We start from the raw sequence: 17,045 nt of genomic DNA on the forward strand, positions 1-17,045 counted from the left end.
TTGCCGGGCCGGGGAATGGCGACGCGGCGTATCGCAGCAGCCCCGTACTGTGCCCGCTGGCCTTAACGGTCGGCGCCGCGGAGATCGAACGCCTGCAGTGCTGGCCATGACCTGCCGGCACGGTCGATGCCCGGTCGCGTGCAGCGACCTGGCGATGTCCGCAGCCACGCACGTCGGACGCAGCCGCGTGGAGGGCTCGCCGGCGGCATGACAAAATGGCGCGAACGGGAGACGCGCCATGAAGGGAAAAGAACAGATCGTCGAGAACTGGCTGCCGCGCTACACCGGCGTGCCGCTGGAGGACTTCGGCGAACACATCCTGCTGACCAATTTCGGCGGCTACCTCGGTCATTTCAGCCGCCTGGCGGGTGCGCCGATCGTCGGCATCGACCGGCCGATGCCCAGCGCCACCGCCGATGGCATCACCATGATCAACTTCGGCATGGGCAGCCCGAACGCGGCGACCATGATGGACCTGCTGTCGGCGATCGCGCCCAAGGCGGTGCTGTTCCTCGGCAAGTGCGGCGGGCTGAAGCGGAAGAACCAGCTCGGCGACCTGATCCTGCCGATCGCGGCGATCCGCGGCGAGGGCACCAGCGACGACTACCTGCCGCCGCAGGTCCCCGCGCTGCCGGCGTTCGCGCTGCAGCGCGCGGTGTCGACCATGATCCGCGACATGGGCATGGACTACTGGACCGGCACGGTATTCACCACCAACCGCCGCGTCTGGGAGCACGACGAGGCCTTCAAGGAACGCCTGCGGGTGATGCGCTGCATGGCGGTGGACATGGAAACCGCCACGATCTTCGCTGCCGGGTTCGCCAACCGCATCCCGTGCGGCGCGCTGCTGCTGGTGTCCGACCAGCCGATGATCCCCGAAGGGGTCAAGACCGAGGCCTCGGACGCGAAGGTCAGCGCCGAGTACGTCGAGCGCCACATCCAGGTCGGCATCGAGGCGCTGCGGCTGATCCGCAGGCATGGCAAGTCGGTGAAGCACCTGCGGTTCTGAGCGCGGCGCCCTCCCCAGCTCTTGTAGGAGCGGCTTCAGCCGCGAGCTTTTGCTTCCCCCCACGAACGTTATCGGGCGGTGCCTCATGACCGGACGGGTTGGAGAGGGTGCCGTCGGCATCGCAGCGGACCGTGGACACCCCTCCCAACCTCCCCCTGCCTTCGCAGGGGGAGGGGCCGACGCAAAGCTTCGCGGCTTCCGCCGCTCCTACAATGGCTGCGGACGGGTCGGCTCCCGTCGCGCAACGCCCGCCGTTGTGATCCCTCCTTCGGGGCCCCATCCATGATCACCAGACTCATCCTCCTGCTGACTGCCTTCCTGATGACCAACACGACTGTCGCTGCGCAAGTCCCCACGCCCCCCGACGTCGCGCGCAAGCCGCACGTGGTCGAGGCGCCGTTCGGCGCCACCCGCGACGACCCGTATTACTGGCTGCGCGACGACAGTCGCAAGGACAAGGAGATGCTGGCGTACCTCGATGCCGAGAACGCCTACGCCGACGCGGTCATGGCGCCGCTCAAGCCGGTGCAGGACAAGCTGTACGAGGAGATCGTCGCGCGCATCAAGCAGGACGACAGCTCGGTGCCTTACCGCGAGCGCGGGTACTGGTACTACACGCGCTTCGAAACCGGCAAGGACTATCCGATCCACGCGCGCCGCAAGGGCACGATGGAGGGGCCGGAGGAGATCCTGTTCGACGTCAACGCGATGGCCGAGGGCAAGGACTACTTCAGCCTCGCCGACTACGAGGTGTCGCAGGACAACCGCATCGTCGCCTGGACCCAGGACGACGTCGGCCGCCGCCAGTACAGCATCCACTTCAAGAACCTGGACACCGGCGAGGTCTATCCGGACGTCATCACCGGCGCGGCCTATTACACCGCGTGGGCCGACGACAACCGGACCCTGTTCTACGTCGAGAACGACCCCGATACCCTGCTGACCGTGCGCACGAAGAAGCACGTGCTCGGCACGCCGGCGAGCGAGGACGAAATCGTCTACGAGGAAGCCGACGACAGCTTCTACATGGGCATCAGCCGCAGCCGCGACGACAGGTACATCTGCATCGACCTGGGCAGCACGGTTTCCAGCGAACTGCGCTGCGCGCCGGCCGCCGATCCGGCCGCGTTCACCGTGCTCGCGCCGCGCGAGCAGGACGTCGAGTACGACGCCGACCATCTCGGCGACAGCTGGGTGATCCGCACAAACGCCCCGGACGCCGACGGCACGCCCGCGACCAACTTCAAGCTGGTCACCGCGCCGGACGGCAGCACTTCGCGCCGGGACTGGCAGGACCTGGTCTCGCATCGCGACGACGTCTTCATCGAGGACTTCGACCTCTTCGACGGCTTCACCGCGATCGCCGAGCGCTCCGGTGGGCTGGAGCGCATCCGCCTGCTCAAAGGCGACGGCAGCGAGGAATACGTCAAGGCCGACGAGCCGGCCTATTCGATGGGTCTGGACGTCAATTCCGAACACGACACCCCGTGGCTGCGCTATGGCTACACCTCGATGACCACGCCGGAGACGACCTACGAGCTCAACGTCGAGACCGGCGAGCGGCGCCGGCTCAAGCAGCAGCCGGTGCTCGGCTACGACCCGGCGAAGTACGCCACCGAACGCCTGTGGGCGACCGCGCGCGACGGCACCAGGATCCCGGTGTCGGTGGTCTACCGCAAGGGCTTCGAGAAGGACGGCAAGGCCGCGCTGCTGCAGTACGCCTACGGCAGCTATGGCCATTCGATCGACCCGGCCTTCAGCGCGACCGCGGTCAGCCTCCTCGACCGCGGCATGGTCTACGCCATCGCCCACATCCGCGGCGGCCAGGAGATGGGCCGCAAGTGGTACGACGACGGCAAGCTGCTGCACAAGAAGAACACCTTCACCGATTTCATCGACGTCACCGATTTCCTGGTGGCCGAAGGCTATGCCGCGCCCGACCGCGTCGCCGCGCACGGCGGCAGCGCCGGCGGCCTGCTGATGGGCGCGATCACCAACATGGCGCCGGACAAGTACCGTGTGATCCTGTCGCAGGTGCCGTTCGTGGATGTGGTCACCACGATGCTCGACCCGAGCATCCCGCTGACCACGGTCGAGTACGACGAGTGGGGCAACCCGGAGCAGCAGGCGTACTACGACTACATGCTGTCGTACTCGCCCTACGACAACCTTGCGCCGCGCGCCTATCCGGCGATGTTCGTCGGTACCGGGCTGTGGGATTCGCAGGTGCAGTACTGGGAGCCGGCGAAGTACGTGGCCAGGCTGCGCGACGTCGACACCGGCGCCATGCCGGTGCTGCTGCGCACAAACATGGACGCCGGCCACGGCGGCAAGTCCGGGCGCTTCCGCAAGTACCGCGAGCTGTCGGAGATGTATGCGTTCCTGCTCGACCAGCTGGGCGTGGAGAGCGGCGGTCGGTAAACATGGCGTTCCTCGTGGGAGCGGCTTCAGCCGCGAGCCCTTGCCCGGCCCGGCCCCTGCGACGACGGGAGAGGTTGGCTGGGGAGTCTCGGATCGCGGTACTGCTGACGGCGCCCAACCCGTCCGGCCTGCCAGCACGGCTGGCGTGCGTTCGTCGCCGCCTGAACGAATGATTCGCAAGCGCCTCCTCGCCCCCTGCCTTCGCAGGGAGGACGCCAAAGCTCGCGGCTGAAGCCGCTCCCACAAGCCTTGATGACCGAGCGTGACCTTCCGATGACCACGAACCGCTTTCGCTGGGCCTGGTGGCTGCTGGCCTACGTGAGCCTCGGCCTGGGGCTGCTGGGTGTCGTGCTGCCCGGGCTGCCGACCGTGCCGTTCGTGCTGCTGTCGGCCTACGCCGCGGCGCGCGGTTCGCAGCGCCTGCATCGCCGGCTGCTCGCGCATCGCGTGTTCGGCCCGATGATCGTCGACTGGCAGGCGCACGGCGCGGTGAGCCGGCGCGCCAAGCGCCTGGCGACGCTCGCGATGACGGGCTGCGGCCTGATCATGTGGTGGACGGCGCCGCGGCCGTGGATGGCGTTGCTCGGCATCGCGTGCATGGCGATCGTGGCCACCTGGCTATGGCTGCGGCCGGAGCCCCCGGCCGATCGGACCGGCTGATCGCCTCAGGCCGGGACGCCGCGGTCACGCCCGGGCTTGAGGATCAGCAGCTCGTCCGCTTCGCGGCCGCGGCAGCGTTCGAGGAAGCCGCTGGCGGCTTCCGGATCGGCGCGGTAGCGCTCGAACGCGGCGCGATCGATCTCGTAGTACTCCTCGTAGTCGACCATGCGGTTGGCGACCGGGATCGAGAGGTAGTAGCGCCCCGATGCCTCTTCCACGCCCAGCGAAAAGCGCAGTTCGCGACTGACGAACATATCATTGAACTTCAAGGCATCGCTCCGCGCGGGTCAGGGATCGACCGGCGTGGCAGTGTAGCGCGAGGCCGCGGTGCCACCGACGTCGATCACCGCCTCCGAGCTGCCGTCGGGCAGCTTGCCGCCGGGAATCCACAGGTCGTTCGCACCGGCCTCGTTGCCCGAGGGCATGCGCAGTCCGAGTTTGCCGGGATCGGCGAAATCCACGCGCATCAGCGGGTCGGCGCCGTCGAGCTGGCCGGCGGGCAGGCCCAGCGCTTCCTCGAGCGCGCGGGGATCACCGGCGGTCTCGGCCAGCAGCCGATCGGCCTCCTGCTTCGGGATCACGAACGACGTGCCGTCGGTCTGGCCGGGCCCGTACTTGTCGAGCTTGCTCTGCAGCTGGAAGCGGGTCGCGCCGTCCTCGAATTGCGCCAGGTGCTGGTCGATGTAGGACTCGGGCAGGTAGCGCGACGGGTCCGGACGCTGGCCCTTCGCGATCGCGCTGATGTCCTCGATCTGGGTCCTGCTCAGCGGCACCAGGTCGTCCGCGCCGCGCGCGATGCGCCCGGCGTCGCCCAAGTCGTCGAGCCGTCCGGTGACCCGGCCCACGTCGGCGGCGACGTCGCCGGCCCGGCCGACGCGCCCCAGCGCGCCCGCCGCTTCGGTGCCGCGAATGACCGCATTGGCCTCGCCGGCACCGACGAACAGGCTGCCGACGTCGAGCACGAGGCGGCCGGCGAACTTCGACCAGTCGCCGTCGGCTGCCGCCTCCTGATACCCATCGGTGACGCCGTCCCAGAGCGCGTGCGCGGTCTGCAGGTTGCCCTCGGGATTGCTCACCCAGGCGACCGGGCTGCCGAGGTTGTTGAGGGCCACCGCCGTCTGGCCGACGGTTTCGAGCCGCGCCAGGTTGCGGTCGGCATGGGTGGCCCATTCCAGCGGATTGACCAGCTTGCTGGCGCCGTCGGCCAGCTGCACGACGCCGGCGCCCATGTCGTAGGCGCCGACCAGCACGCCCTCGGTGACGCCGATCGCGTCGGAGACCTGCTGCGCCAGCGCCTCGCCGACCACGCCCCCGTGGTCGCGGCCGAAGTCGACCAGGCCATCGCGGAAGCCATCGATGCCGTCCTCCGCCGACTGCACCGCGCCGTCGATCTTGCCCCCGACCCAGTCCTTGGCGGATTCGGCGTCGTCGAGGCGATCGCCGACCCAGTTCCTCGCGCCGTCGAGTGCGCCGCCGATGTCGATGCCCATGGCCTGCTTCCCGGTTCCAGCCTGGTGCCGGAGTCTTGCGGCCAGCCTAGCCAGCGTCCGCATCGCGCGGCAGCTAGGGAAAACCCGCGCGCCTGCGCGTTCAGGCATGGCGGCGGCCCGGGCGCCGGGGTGCGCGCCGGACCTTCCGACTGCCCGCGCGGCTTCGCCCCGCGGCCGCGCGCGGCTACACTGCGGCCATGAACACCACACGCCTGACCCTGCTGTCGATCGCCGCCGCGCTGGCCCTGTCCGGCTGTGGCAACAAGGGCCCGCTGGTCCTCCCGGACGCGCCCGAGGAGGCCGAAACGCCGGTCGCCGCCGACGAAGCGGACGCTGCCGCAGCCGAAACCGGCGACGCCGCGCTTGGCGACACCACGACCGATGGCACCGAGGCGGTGGACGACACCGGCTCGCAGGACGACGCCGACGCGCCGGCCGAACCGGAACCGCTGCCGCAGGACGACGGCGACAGCGACTGATCGATGGGCGATCGTTCTCCTGCACCGGGATCGGCGCTGCGTTTCAGCAAGATGCACGGCGCCGGCAATGATTTCGTGGTCCTCGACCTGCGTGGCGACGGCGCCGAACCGTCGCCGGCGCTGTGCCGCGCGCTGTCCGACCGGCACACCGGGGTCGGCTGCGACCAGATCCTGACCGTCGAGGCGCCCGCCAGTGCCGGTGCCGTCGCCGCTTACCGGATCTGGAACGCCGATGGCTCGCCGTCGCAGCAGTGCGGCAACGGCGCGCGCTGCGTCGCCGCCTGGCTGGTGCGCGATGGCGCAACCGAGGGGCCCATGTTCGAACTCGACAGCGCCACCGGCACCCACGCCGTGGAAGTGCTGGGCGAGGGCCGCTACCGCATCGCGATGGGCGTGCCGCGGTTTTCGCCGCAGGCCATCGGCATGGCCGGATTCGACGACGAGCGCGACGAATACGACCTTGTGCTCGACGAGGACCTGCGGCTGCGCTTCGGCGCGGTGTCGACCGGCAACCCGCACGCGGTGATCGAAGTGGCGGACGTCGACGACATCCCGGTGGCGCGGTACGGGCGGGCGCTGCAGCAATCATCGGCGTTTCCCGAATCGGTCAACGTCGGCTTCGCCCAGGTCGTGGCGCGCGACCGGATCCGCCTGCGCGTGTTCGAGCGCGGCGTCGGTGAAACGCTGGCCTGCGGCAGCGGCGCCTGCGCGGCGATGGCGGTGCTGGCGCGCCGCCGCCGCATCGACCGCGACGTCGCCGTGTCGCTGCCCGGCGGCGAGCTGCGCATCGCATGGCCCGACGATGGCGCGCAGATCCTGATGTCCGGGCCGACCGCATTCGTATTCGAAGGGGAGTGGTTGCAATGAGTCAAACCGCCGAAAAGCTCGGTGCCCACGAAGTCGCCGCGTGGCTGCGGCTGCATCCGAAGTTCCTGCAGCAGTTCCCGGACCTTGCGATCAGCATGGTGGTGCCGCGCGAGGAAGGCCCGGCCGCATCGCTGGCCAGCTACCAGCTCGAAGTGCTGCGCGACAAGAACCGCGAGCTCACCCGCCGCCTGCACGACCTGTACGCGATCGCGCAGGAGAACGAGCGCCTCGCGGTGCAGACCCAGCAGCTCACGCTCAACCTGCTGCGCCAGGACAGCGCCGCGGCCACCGTGCGCGCGATGGCCGCCAGGCTCAACGAGGACTTCAACGGCGACCTGGTGCGCGTGGTGCTGTTCGCGCCGGTCGACGGCCTGGACGATGCCGACTGGCTGGAGGTGATTCCGCGCGACGATGCGGTGCTCGCGCCGTTCCGCGACTGCCTGGCCGAAGGCGAGCCGCTGTGCGGTCGACTGCACCCCGACAAGCAGGCGCTGCTGTACGGCCCGCGCGTGGACGAGGTGCAGTCCACCGCGCTGCTGCCGCTGGAAAGCGTCGGCCTGGTCGCCGTGGGCAGCCGGGATGCCAATCGCTTCTACCCGGGGATGGGCACGCTGTTCCTGCGGATGATGGGCGAGGCGTTCGCGACCGCGCTGCGCAGGTTCGAGGCCTGACGGATCGTCGTCGCATGGCGCGGTCCGACGACGGAAGTCCTGACTGCGCTGTGCTTCCGGCAAAGGCGGAAGTTTGGCTGGCTTCCACGGTAGACCGCGCCACCGCGGCACTCGTGGGAGCGGCTTCAGCCGCGATCTTTGTTCCCAGCTGAAAGACATCGCGGCTGAAGCCGCTCCCACAAGAGCGGCAGCGCGACCACGAGCGCGATGGCCATCCCCGGGAAAGCCGCTGGATCCAGCAGCTTGTATCGTTGCAATACGCTCCACCTCGCCGGAGCGCCGGCGTGGGCCCTCGCAATGACCGCACCCAGCATCAACGACTACCTCGCCCATCTCGAAGTCGAGCGGCGCATGTCGGCGCACACGCTCGACGCCTACCGCCGCGACCTCGCCGCGCTGACCGAGTGGTCGCAGGGCCAGGGCATCACCGAGCCCGCATCCCTGCAGCCTGACCAGCTGCGCGCGTTCATCGCCGCCGAGCATCGGCGCGGTCTGTCTCCCAAGAGCCTGCAGCGCCGCCTGTCCGCCTGCCGCAGCTGGTTCCAGTGGCTGCTGCGACACGGTCGGATCGCGCTCAATCCCGCCGCCGCGATCCGCGCGCCCAAGGCGCCGCGCAAGCTGCCGCAGGTGCTCGACGCCGACGAGGCCGCGCGACTGGTGGAAGTGCCGACCGACGTCAGGCTCGGCCTGCGCGATCGCGCCCTGCTGGAGCTGTTCTATTCCTCCGGCCTGCGCCTGTCCGAGCTGTGCGCACTGCGCTGGAGCGACCTCGACCTGGGCAACGGGCTGGTGACCGTGCTGGGCAAGGGCAGCAAGCAGCGCAGCGTGCCGGTCGGTTCGCATGCGCGCGCCGCGCTGGAGGCCTGGCATGTCGAAACCGGGGCGCCCAACGCCGCGCCGGTGTTCCCGGGCCGCGGCGGCGGCCCGATTTCGCAGCGCGCGGTGCAGATCCGCATCAGCCAGCTGGCCCAGCGCCAGGGCATGTTCAAGCACGTGCACCCGCACATGCTGCGCCACAGCTTCGCCAGCCACATGCTCGAATCCTCCGGCGACCTGCGCGGCGTGCAGGAGCTGCTGGGGCACGCCGACATCGCCACCACCCAGATCTACACCCACCTGGATTTCCAGCACCTGGCCAAGGTCTACGACGCCGCCCATCCGCGCGCGAAACGCAGGAAGGACGATTGATCCACGTCCTTCTTGTAGGAGCGGCGCAAGCCGCAAGCGTCCTGCCCGCTCCAGCGACGTCATTGGATGGCTTCGCATCACTTGCCCTGCGGTCGACCTGCCTGTCGTTCTGCGCGCTTGGCGCTTGCCCCGCCAAGAGCACTTCGCGATGTCGGGTCAGATCTTGTGGGAGCGGCTTCAGCCGCGAGGTTTGCGCTGTCCCGGCGAAGGCAGGGCAAAGAGGCGCTGCCCCTGAGCCTTGGCTCGTGCGCCGATGAACACACGCCAGCTGTGCTGGCGGGCCGGAAGAATTGGGAAGGGGCGTCTTCCGGATATTGGCGAATAGGACCACCCCCCTCCCAACCTCCCTTGCAGTCGCAGGGAAGCGGCCAAAAACGCGCGGCTGAAGCCGCTCCTACGAAAGCGATGGTGGGGGTTGCGTCCTACCCCGCCGGCCCCATCCACTGGGTTCGACCCCGGAGGCCGCATGGACCCCAGCCAGAATCCCAACGTGTTCCACGCCACCACCATCGTTTCCGTGCGCCGCAACGGCCATGTGGTCGTGGCAGGCGACGGCCAGGTCACGCTCGGCAACACGGTGATGAAGTCCAACGCGCGCAAGGTGCGTCGCCTGGGCAAGGAGGGCCAGGTGCTCGCCGGCTTCGCCGGCGCGGCGGCCGATGCGTTCACGCTGTTCGAGCTGTTCGAATCGAAACTCGAGAAGCACGGCCAGCTCACGCGCGCGGCCGTGGAACTCGCGAAGGACTGGCGGACCGAACGCCGTTTCGGAAAGCTCGAGGCACTGCTCGCCGTGGCTGACAAGGACACCTCGCTCATCGTCAGCGGCACCGGCGACGTGATCGAACCGGAGGATGGCCTGGTCGCGATCGGTTCCGGCGGCCCGTTTGCGCTGTCGGCGGCGCGCGCGCTGCTTGCGCACACCGAACTCGATGCGAAGGCCGTCGCCACCGAGGCGCTCAAGATCGCCGGCGACATCTGCATCTACACCAACGGCAACATCGTCGTCGAAGAACTCTGAACCTCGAATCCCGGAATCCCAGGATTCCCGAAACCCCCTGTAGGAGCGGCTTCAGCCGCGAGCTTTTGATCCGCCGCTCGTGACTGGCAAATAGCCCGCGGCTGAAGCTGCTCCCACAAAATCAACGTCGATACCAATATGCCCAGCAAACCCGACACCTCCCACGCCACCATGACCCCGCGCGAGATCGTGCAGGAGCTCGACCGCCACATCGTGGGCCAGCAGCAGGCCAAGCGCGCGGTCGCGATTGCGTTGCGCAACCGCTGGCGCCGTTCGCAGCTCGACGACGAGTTGCGCAACGAGGTGATGCCCAAGAACATCCTGATGATCGGCCCCACCGGCGTGGGCAAGACCGAGATCGCACGGCGCCTGGCGACGCTGGCCAACGCGCCGTTCGTCAAGGTCGAGGCGACGCGCTTCACCGAGGTCGGCTACGTCGGCAAGGACGTCGAGCAGATCATCCGCGACCTCGCCGATACCGCGGTCAAGCTCTACCGCGAGCAGGCCAAGCAGCGCGTGCGTACCCAGGCCGAGGACCGCGCCGAAGATCGCATCCTCGACGCGCTGCTCCCGCGTCGCGCGGTCCCTGCCAGCGGTTTCGGCTTCGGCGCCAGCACCACCGTGGACATCGGCGCCGAGCCTTCGGCGCAGGGCCACGACAACGACACCCGGACCAAGCTGCGCCGGCAGCTGCGCGCCGGCGAACTCGACGAGCGCGAGATCGAACTCGAGCTGTCCGCGAACGTGGGCGTCGACATCATGACCCCGCCAGGCATGGAGGAGATGGGCCAGCAGCTGCGGCAGATGTTCTCCAGCCTCGGCGGCGGCAAGACCCACAAGCGCAGCCTGAGCATCAAGGCCGCGCGCCCGCTGCTGGTCGAGGAAGAGGCCGGCAAGCTGGTCAACGAGGACGAGGTGCGCGAGGCCGCGATCGAGGCCTGCGAGCAGCACGGCATCGTGTTCATCGACGAGATCGACAAGGTCGCCAAGCGCAGCGAAGGCATGGGCGCCGATGTCAGCCGCGAAGGCGTGCAGCGCGACCTGCTGCCGCTGGTCGAAGGCTCCACGGTCAGCACCAAGTACGGCTCGGTCAGGACCGACCACATCCTGTTCATCGCCTCGGGCGCGTTCCACCTCGCCAAGCCGTCCGACCTGATCCCGGAAATGCAGGGCCGTTTCCCGATCCGGGTGGAGCTGTCCGCGCTGAGCAAGGACGACTTCGTGCGCATCCTCACCGAGCCCAAGGCCTCGCTGACGCGCCAGTACGTCGAGCTGCTCCGGACCGAGGGCGTGGCGCTGCAGTTCGCGCCCGACGCGGTCGAGCGCCTCGCCGAAATCGCCGCGCAGGTCAACGAGCGCCAGGAAAACATCGGCGCCCGACGTTTGCACACGGTGCTCGAACGCCTGCTCGACACCTTGAGTTTCGAGGCCCCGGACCGCAGCGACGGTGTCGTCATAGACCGCGCGTACGTCGACAAGCATCTCGGCGAACTGGTCCAGGACCCGGACCTGAGCCGTTACATCCTCTGACCGCAGGACCGCCCGCGATCGGAACGTCGCAGGAGCGGCGGAAGCCCCGATGCTTTTGCCTTTCCGCGGTAGCGCAGGAGAGTTCGGCTAAAGTTTTCTTCGGGATCAGCTCGAACTGTTGTCGCCCTCCCACCCCATCACCTTCGGGAGGGGATGCATCGAGCGTCGAGGCAAACCTCGAGGCGGGAGGCGTCCCCGGGGCTTGGCGTACATGGAACGATTGATTCCGCTGCACGGGCAGGGCAGGAATTGCCTTGCAGCGGGCGGTCAAAGAAAAAGCTCGCGGCTTCCGCCGCTCCTACAGCGCCCGAGCCGCCTTGCGTGACTTAGCGCCTTCTTACCCAGGCTTGCCCTAGCCTTTCCACCATGCCCCTGCAGGATTTCCACCCCGCCGTCGCCGGCTGGTTCCGCGACACATTCCCGAGCGGGCCGACGCCGGCCCAGGCCGCCGCATGGCCGGCGATCCGCGCGGGGCGCGACGTCCTGGTGGCCGCGCCGACCGGCTCGGGCAAGACCCTGACCGCGTTCCTCGCCGCGCTCGACGAACTCGTGCGGCGTGGCCTCGCGCCCGAGGGCCTGGCCGACGAGACTGCCGTGGTCTACGTCTCGCCGCTCAAGGCGCTGTCCAACGACATCCACCTCAACCTCGAAGCGCCGCTGGCCGGCATCCGCGCGCGGCTCGCCGCGATGGGGCTGCCCGACGTGGAGATCCGCACCGCGGTGCGCACCGGCGACACGCCGGCCAAGGCGCGCCAGCAGGCGCTGCGCCGGCCGCCGCACGTCATGGTCACCACGCCCGAGTCGCTGTATGTCCTGCTGGGTTCCATATCGGGGCGCAGGATGCTGGCCACCGTGCGTACGGTGATCGTCGACGAGATCCATGCGGTGGCGGATGGCAAGCGCGGCAGCCACCTGGCGCTTTCGCTGGAGCGGCTGCAGGCGCTGGTGCCGGAAAAGCTCACGCGCATCGGGCTGTCGGCGACGCAGAAGCCGATCGAGGACGTGGCGCGCTTCCTGGTTGGCGTCGGGGGCGACGCGAATACCGCGCAGGCCGGATCGGTTGAGCTGACGCCCGGATCTGGCTCCGGCAGCGAGATCGTGGCCGACGGCCCTGCGGCGGCGTGCGAGATCATCGACATCGGTTACGGCAAGCGGCGCGACCTTGCCCTGGAAGTGCCGCCCACGCCGTTGTCGGCGGTCATGTCCAACGAACAGTGGGAACAGGTCTACGACCGCGTCGCGCAGCTGGTGCGCGAACACCGCACCACGCTGGTCTTTGCCAACACCCGGCGCGTGGTCGAACGCGCAGCGCGGCACCTGGCCGAACGGCTGGGCAAGGACGTGGTCGCCGCCCACCATGGCAGCCTGTCGCGCGAGCTGCGGCTGGATGCCGAGCAGCGGCTCAAGCGCGGCGAGCTGCAGGTGCTCGTCGCCACTGCCTCGCTCGAGCTCGGCCTGGACATCGGCGACGTCGACCTCGTCGTCCAGCTGGGTTCGCCGCGGTCCATCGCCACGTTCCTGCAGCGCGCCGGACGCTCCGGCCATTCGGTCGGCGGCGTGCCCAAGGCGCGGCAGTTCCCGCAAAGCCGCGACGAGCTGGTCGAGTGCGCGGCGCTGCTCGATTGCGTGCGTCGCGGCGAGCTCGACGCGCTGAAGATCCCCGAAGCGCCGCTCGACGTGCTCGCGCAGCAGATCGTCGCCGAGACCGCCTGCCAGGAATGGGACGAGGACGCGCTGTTCGCGCTCGTGCGCCGCGCCGCGCCGTATGCGCGACTGACACGCGCCCGCTTCGACGACGTCGTGCGCATGCTCGCCGATGGCTACACCACGCGCCACGGCCCGCGCGCCGGCTACGTGCACCGCGACGTGGTGCACCACCGCCTGCGCGAACGCCGCGGTGCGCGCATGGCCGCGCTGACCTCGGGCGGCACCATTCCCGACAGCGGCGACTACTCGGTCATCCTGGAACCCGAAGCGCACGGCATCGGCACGGTCAACGAGGACTTCGCGGTCGAGAGCCTGGCTGGCGACGTGTTCCAGCTCGGCAACACGAGCTATCGCATCTTGCGCGTCGAACCCGGCCGCGTGCGCGTCGAGGACGCCAAGGGCCAGCCGCCGAACATCCCGTTCTGGCTCGGCGAAGCGCCCGGCCGCAGCGATGAGCTGTCGCACGGCGTCGCGCGCCTGCGCGAGGAGGTGGCGTCGCGCCTGGACCAAGTCCCTCCCTGCAGGAGCGGCGGAAGCCGCGACCACTCAGCCGATCCAAGCGACGCGGGATCGCGGTTTTCGCCGCTCCTACAGCAGCGTCATGCCGCGGCCATCGCCTGGCTCACCGACGAAATCGGCCTCTCCGGCGAAGCCGCGCAACAGATCGTCGACTACATCGCCCGGACCCGCGCCGTCCTCGGCGCGATGCCCACCCAGTCGCGCGTCGTGCTGGAGCGCTTCTTCGACGACTCCGGCGGCACCCAGCTGGTCATCCACGCGCCGTTCGGCAGCCGCCTCAACCGCGCCTGGGGGCTGGCGCTGCGCAAGCGCTTCTGCCGCAAGTTCAACTTCGAGCTGCAGGCCGCCGCGACCGAGAACGCGATCGTGCTCTCGCTCTCCACCAGCCACAGCTTCGCGCTGGAGGAAGTGGCGCACTACCTGCATTCCTCGTCGGCGCAGGAAGTGCTGGTGCAGGCGCTGCTCGACGCGCCGCTGTTCGGCGTGCGCTGGCGCTGGAACGCCACCACCGCGCTCGCCTTGCCGCGCTTCCAGGGCGGCAAGAAGACGCCGCCGCAGCTGCAGCGGATGAAGTCGGAGGACCTGCTGGCCACGGTGTTCCCCGACCAGGTCGCGTGCCTGGAGAACATCGTTGGCGAGCGCGAGATCCCCGACCACCCGCTGGTCGCGCAGACGCTCGACGACTGCCTGTTTGATGCGATGGACACCGAGGGCTGGCTCGACGTGCTGCGCGGCCTGGAATCGGGCGCGATCGAAGTCGTTGCCCGCGACCTGCCGGCGCCGTCGCCGCTGGCGGCCGAAGCGCTCAACGCTGCGCCCTACGCCTTCCTCGACGACGCGCCGCTGGAGGAACGGCGCACCCAGGCCGTGCAGTCGCGCCGCTACGCCGATCCCGAATCCGCTGGCGACCTGGGGCGGCTGGATCCGGCGGCAATCGAGCTCGTGCGCGAGCAGGCCTGGCCGCAGGTTCGCAGTGCCGACGAGATGCACGAGGCCCTGACCGGGCTCGGTGCGCTCGCCGAAAGCGAAGCCGCACGCAACGACGGCTGGACCGGATGGCTGCGCGAGCTGTCGGTCGACGGCCGCGCGACCTTGCTGGCGATCACTGAAAGCGACAAACATCGCAGCGCGCACCTGTGGGTCGCGACCGAATCGCTGCCGCAGCTGCAAGCGCTGTATCCACGCACCACCGCCGAACCGGACGTGGTCGTGCCGGCCGAATGCCTGCGCATCCAATGGAACCCCGAAACCGCGTTGCGCGAACTGTTACGCGCGCGCCTGACCGCGCTAGGCCCCACCCCCGTCGATGCGCTGGCCGGAGACCTGGCGCTCGACGTGCGCGAGCTGGAAGCCGCGCTGCTTGCGTTGCAGGGTGAAGGTTACGCGATGCAGGGGCGCTTCACCCCCGGCGCCACGGTCGACGAGTGGTGCGAACGGCACCTGCTCGCGCGCATCCACCGCTACACGCTCGGCAAGCTGCGGCGAGAGATCGAACCCGTGGCGCTGCGCGACTACGTGCGCTTCCTGTTCGAGTGGCAGCACCTGGCGCCGAACGCTCGCGTCAGCGGGCCCGAGGCGCTGGCCGGCGTCGTGCAGCAGCTGGAAGGCTTCGAGGCGCCGGCCGCGGTGTGGGAGGGCGAACTGCTATCGGCCCGCGTGCGCGACTACGCAAGTTTCTGGCTCGACGAACTGTGCACCGCCGGTCGCGTGCTCTGGACCCGGCTGCGTCCGAATCCCAACCCGGGCGAGGGCGGACGCGGCGGTTCGCTGCGCGCCACGCCCGTGCTGCTGCTGCCGCGCCGCGCTGCGCCGCTGTGGAACCAGCTCGCGCCCGCGCCCGCCGACGACGAGGCGCTCGGTTCGCGCGCCCAGCGCGTGGCCGACCACCTGCGCGAACACGGCGCCTCGTTCTTCGACGAACTCGCCGACGACACCCGCCTGCTGCGTACCGAACTGGAAGACGCGCTGGCCGAGCTCGTGGTGCGCGGCCGCGTCCACTGCGACAGCTTCGCCGGCCTGCGCGCGCTGCTGGTACCCGCGTCGAAGCGCGACGGCGGATCGCGCCACCGCCGCCGCGCGGCCCTGTTCGGCATCCGCGACGCCGGTCGCTGGGCGCTGGTGCGCACGCCCGCGCGCTCGGCCCCGGACGCCGCGCCGGCTGCGCCGTCGTCGTCGCCGGATGCGATCGAACACGTCGCCCGCGTCCTGCTGCGCCGCTACGGCGTCATCTGCTGGCGCCTGCTCGAGCGCGAAGCTGCCTGGCTGCCACCCTGGCGCGATCTGATCCGCGTCTACCACCGCCTCGAAGCCCGCGGCGAGATTCGCGGAGGGCGCTTCATTGCCGGCATCCCCGGCGAACAGTTCGCCCTGCCCGAAGCCGTCGCCGCCATGCGCCGCATCCGCAAGCAACCCCAAGACGACCGCATCGTCGCCATCAGCGCCAGCGATCCGGCCAACCTGCTCGGCGGCCTGCTGCCCGGCGAGCGCGTGCCGCGCGTGCCAGGCAACCGTGTCGCGTTCCGTGATGGCGTTCCGGTGGCCACCGCCACGGCCGGGCAGGTCTCATTCCTCGGCGACCTCGACATCCAAGTGCAGCGCGATGCGAAGGTGGCTTTGCGGCGGATAGAGGTGCGTGGAACGCCAATGCCAGACCAAGCGTAGACAACACGCCGGGGGTTTGGACTACGGCTGTCAATGCGCCCGCGCGATCAGAACGACCGTCGTTGCGTGAGCACGCGTCCGTGGTGACTCGGATGGCCTGCTACACGTCGTAAGCGCGGGTGTAACTGTTACGACCTCTCTCTAGTCGTATATCGCAAAAGCCCGAACTGTTTTCCCCGAAAGCCAGGCGATCAACGCCTTGATCTGAAAGAACTATTCCCATTGTGAAATGCGAAGCCACCCCGGCATACTTGGCGCAACGCCCCCGTTCAGGGGTCGAATAGGTGTTAGGCCCCGTTATCCAGCAATGACCTCACTCCTACCAATCATTTTCCTTCTGGCCTTGGTTGCCATCATCCCCCTTTACGCGATGTACTTCTCGTCGCTCCAGGATTTCGGCAAGGAGTTCCAGCGGCTGCATCCGAAGATTTATGTGCAACTTGTCGGCGCAGAGCCGCCGTCCTTCTTCACGTCTAGCCGCACCTACAAGCTGTTCAGAGCCATTCAAACCGGCATGGACTTGGGTGAGCCATTAGACCCGGTACTCCTGTCTGCGTACCGCAGTACTCGCAAGCACCTGTGGCTTGGGCTATCGTGCTTCATGATTTTGCTGTTTGCAGGGCTCGGCGATAGCGTCATTCAAGACCTGTCGTCCGGGGCCTAACAATTCGTTCAAGCCGAACTTGCTTCGTTACACCAAACACATGGCAGAAAAAGCTTGCCATGTGTTTGGCTCCACTACGCAAGTCGGCTTAACTCAGGTGTTAGGCAGCAGACCGATTGTCGGGGCCATCGGTGACAAAGGCCCGAGTGGCATCAGGACTT

General features: G+C 68.9%; 13 protein-coding genes. 11 read left to right on the plus strand and 2 right to left on the minus strand.

Going from position 1 to position 17,045, the window contains the following annotated elements:
• Positions 1 to 238 precede the first annotated feature (238 nt).
• The 3 genes from ACFOM9_RS12120 (at position 239) to ACFOM9_RS12130 (ending at position 4,090) form a co-directional block, all read left to right on the plus strand.
• Entirely contained in the window at positions 239 to 1,009 is a 771-nt protein-coding gene (locus ACFOM9_RS12120) for an AMP nucleosidase (RefSeq protein ID WP_386710906.1), read from the plus strand.
• A 321-nt stretch (positions 1,010 to 1,330) separates the two neighbouring features.
• Positions 1,331 to 3,430 (plus strand): S9 family peptidase, encoded by a 2,100-nt coding sequence (locus ACFOM9_RS12125; RefSeq protein ID WP_386711081.1) that lies wholly within the window; start codon positions 1,331 to 1,333, stop codon positions 3,428 to 3,430.
• A 273-nt stretch (positions 3,431 to 3,703) separates the two neighbouring features.
• Positions 3,704 to 4,090, plus strand: coding sequence for a YbaN family protein (locus tag ACFOM9_RS12130; protein WP_386710909.1), 387 nt, complete (start codon positions 3,704 to 3,706; stop codon positions 4,088 to 4,090).
• Positions 4,091 to 4,095: 5 nt separating this feature from the next.
• On the opposite strand, the gene ACFOM9_RS12135 is transcribed toward ACFOM9_RS12130, so the two are convergent.
• Together ACFOM9_RS12135 and ACFOM9_RS12140 are read right to left on the minus strand one after the other, a co-directional pair.
• Positions 4,096 to 4,359, minus strand: coding sequence for a hypothetical protein (locus ACFOM9_RS12135; RefSeq protein ID WP_386710911.1), 264 nt, complete (start codon positions 4,357 to 4,359; stop codon positions 4,096 to 4,098).
• Positions 4,360 to 4,377: 18 nt separating this feature from the next.
• Complete coding sequence (locus tag ACFOM9_RS12140) at positions 4,378 to 5,580, minus strand: hypothetical protein (protein ID WP_386710914.1); 1,203 nt, start codon at positions 5,578 to 5,580, stop codon at positions 4,378 to 4,380.
• Positions 5,581 to 5,777: 197 nt separating this feature from the next.
• On the opposite strand from ACFOM9_RS12140, the gene lptM reads away from it, so the two are divergent.
• The 8 genes from lptM (at position 5,778) to ACFOM9_RS12180 (ending at position 16,884) form a co-directional block, all read left to right on the plus strand.
• Positions 5,778 to 6,059 (plus strand): LPS translocon maturation chaperone LptM, encoded by a 282-nt coding sequence (lptM, locus tag ACFOM9_RS12145; protein ID WP_386710917.1) that lies wholly within the window; start codon positions 5,778 to 5,780, stop codon positions 6,057 to 6,059.
• Between the two features lie 3 nt (positions 6,060 to 6,062).
• Complete coding sequence (gene dapF / locus ACFOM9_RS12150; protein WP_386710920.1) at positions 6,063 to 6,926, plus strand: diaminopimelate epimerase; 864 nt, start codon at positions 6,063 to 6,065, stop codon at positions 6,924 to 6,926.
• Positions 6,923 to 7,597: a DUF484 family protein gene (locus tag ACFOM9_RS12155; RefSeq protein WP_386710923.1), complete on the plus strand. Its 675-nt coding sequence runs from the start codon at positions 6,923 to 6,925 to the stop codon at positions 7,595 to 7,597. Before dapF ends, ACFOM9_RS12155 begins: the two co-directional genes overlap by 4 nt.
• Positions 7,598 to 7,894: 297 nt before the next feature.
• Positions 7,895 to 8,785 (plus strand): tyrosine recombinase XerC, encoded by an 891-nt coding sequence (gene xerC / locus ACFOM9_RS12160; protein ID WP_386710926.1) that lies wholly within the window; start codon positions 7,895 to 7,897, stop codon positions 8,783 to 8,785.
• Positions 8,786 to 9,251: 466 nt separating this feature from the next.
• A complete protein-coding gene (hslV, locus tag ACFOM9_RS12165) occupies positions 9,252 to 9,803 on the plus strand; it encodes an ATP-dependent protease subunit HslV (RefSeq protein WP_386710929.1) in 552 nt (183 codons plus the stop codon).
• A gap of 138 nt (positions 9,804 to 9,941) precedes the next feature.
• Complete coding sequence (hslU, locus tag ACFOM9_RS12170; RefSeq protein WP_386710931.1) at positions 9,942 to 11,333, plus strand: ATP-dependent protease ATPase subunit HslU; 1,392 nt, start codon at positions 9,942 to 9,944, stop codon at positions 11,331 to 11,333.
• Between the two features lie 366 nt (positions 11,334 to 11,699).
• Positions 11,700 to 16,220: a DEAD/DEAH box helicase gene (locus tag ACFOM9_RS12175; protein ID WP_386710934.1), complete on the plus strand. Its 4,521-nt coding sequence runs from the start codon at positions 11,700 to 11,702 to the stop codon at positions 16,218 to 16,220.
• Positions 16,221 to 16,527: 307 nt separating this feature from the next.
• Complete coding sequence (locus tag ACFOM9_RS12180; RefSeq protein ID WP_386710936.1) at positions 16,528 to 16,884, plus strand: hypothetical protein; 357 nt, start codon at positions 16,528 to 16,530, stop codon at positions 16,882 to 16,884.
• Positions 16,885 to 17,045: the final 161 nt, after the last annotated feature.

Source organism: Luteimonas notoginsengisoli (genome assembly GCF_042648885.1).
In the GTDB taxonomy this organism is placed as follows: Bacteria; Pseudomonadota; Gammaproteobacteria; order Xanthomonadales; family Xanthomonadaceae; genus Luteimonas; species Luteimonas notoginsengisoli.

Bases quoted from the DNA above. Each gene is read 5' to 3' on its own strand.
- dapF (WP_386710920.1), top strand. From the start codon at position 6,063: ATGGGCGATCGTTCTCCTGCACCGGGATCGGCGCTGCGTTTCAGCAAG.
- ACFOM9_RS12140 (WP_386710914.1), bottom strand. From the start codon at position 5,580: ATGGGCATCGACATCGGCGGCGCACTCGACGGCGCGAGGAACTGGGTC.
- hslU (WP_386710931.1), top strand. From the start codon at position 9,942: ATGCCCAGCAAACCCGACACCTCCCACGCCACCATGACCCCGCGCGAG.
- ACFOM9_RS12125 (WP_386711081.1), top strand. From the start codon at position 1,331: ATGACCAACACGACTGTCGCTGCGCAAGTCCCCACGCCCCCCGACGTC.
- xerC (WP_386710926.1), top strand. From the start codon at position 7,895: ATGACCGCACCCAGCATCAACGACTACCTCGCCCATCTCGAAGTCGAG.
- ACFOM9_RS12180 (WP_386710936.1), top strand. From the start codon at position 16,528: ATGACCTCACTCCTACCAATCATTTTCCTTCTGGCCTTGGTTGCCATC.
- ACFOM9_RS12120 (WP_386710906.1), top strand. From the start codon at position 239: ATGAAGGGAAAAGAACAGATCGTCGAGAACTGGCTGCCGCGCTACACC.
- ACFOM9_RS12175 (WP_386710934.1), top strand. From the start codon at position 11,700: ATGCCCCTGCAGGATTTCCACCCCGCCGTCGCCGGCTGGTTCCGCGAC.
- lptM (WP_386710917.1), top strand. From the start codon at position 5,778: ATGAACACCACACGCCTGACCCTGCTGTCGATCGCCGCCGCGCTGGCC.
- ACFOM9_RS12130 (WP_386710909.1), top strand. From the start codon at position 3,704: ATGACCACGAACCGCTTTCGCTGGGCCTGGTGGCTGCTGGCCTACGTG.
- hslV (WP_386710929.1), top strand. From the start codon at position 9,252: ATGGACCCCAGCCAGAATCCCAACGTGTTCCACGCCACCACCATCGTT.
- ACFOM9_RS12155 (WP_386710923.1), top strand. From the start codon at position 6,923: ATGAGTCAAACCGCCGAAAAGCTCGGTGCCCACGAAGTCGCCGCGTGG.